Below are 757 nucleotides of genomic sequence, written 5' to 3'. Positions count from 1 at the left end.
GAAACTATTTGTTTTTAATGCTGAAGCTGGTTGCACCTTAAAAAAAGTTGACATTGAAGACGATGGTGTTCCGAGCGGAAAGGATAAGCATGATGATTTAGAGGTAGACTTTGTATTTAGCTGTGCTGTTCCTAGTAAGCTGAATAGCCTAAACGTTAAATTATTCTCCCTATATCCCAATCTTAAAAAGATTGAAGTTCGGATGGTTACCCCTAATGGGCAGGCGGCTACAGAACTAACACGTGAAAGCAACATTATAAAATGGTAGTCAGCTTAGAGGATATAGTATTTCATTGGCAGGGGCAATCGCCTCTGCTAAATATTTCTAGGTTTAACCTTGAAGAGAAAGAACAGCTGTTTCTTGTCGGTGCTAGCGGTAGTGGGAAGAGCACGTTGCTGGCATTGATAGGTGGTATTATTATCCCGCAATCGGGCAATATCACCGTGTTGGGAGAAAGGATTGATAAGATGTCAGCTGCCACTAGAGATAACTTTCGCGGGAACAATATGGGTTTCATATTCCAACAGTTTAATTTAGTCCCATATCTATCAGTGTTAGATAACGTAATCTTGCCTTGTAATATTTCAGTTGCCCGCAGGCAGCGGACACTTGGCGGTGGCAGTTCCATCTTAAAATCTGCAGAAGAGCTACTGGAACGGCTAGATTTAAGTCATGATTTGTGGCAGGTGAGGGCTAGCCACTTGTCAGTAGGGCAACAACAGAGAGTGGCAGTAGCTAGAGCTTTTATCGGCAGAC

At 42.7% G+C, this 757-nt stretch carries 2 protein-coding genes; both read left to right on the top strand.

Features of this window, described 5'->3' with window-relative positions; all coding sequences use genetic code 11:
- Positions 1-268 (top strand): ZrgA family zinc uptake protein (locus AC1MDJ_RS08225; protein ID WP_479690428.1); only part of this gene is annotated, 268 nt, incomplete at its 5' end.
- Positions 262-757: ABC transporter ATP-binding protein (locus tag AC1MDJ_RS08220; protein ID WP_479690427.1), on the top strand; the 496-nt coding region annotated here is incomplete at its 3' end. The genes AC1MDJ_RS08225 and AC1MDJ_RS08220, both read left to right, overlap by 7 nt.

This window comes from Candidatus Termitispirillum reticulitermitis, from assembly GCF_054655775.1.
Note: the sequence above shows the minus strand (reverse complement) of the source record. Positions and strands in the feature narration are given on the sequence as shown.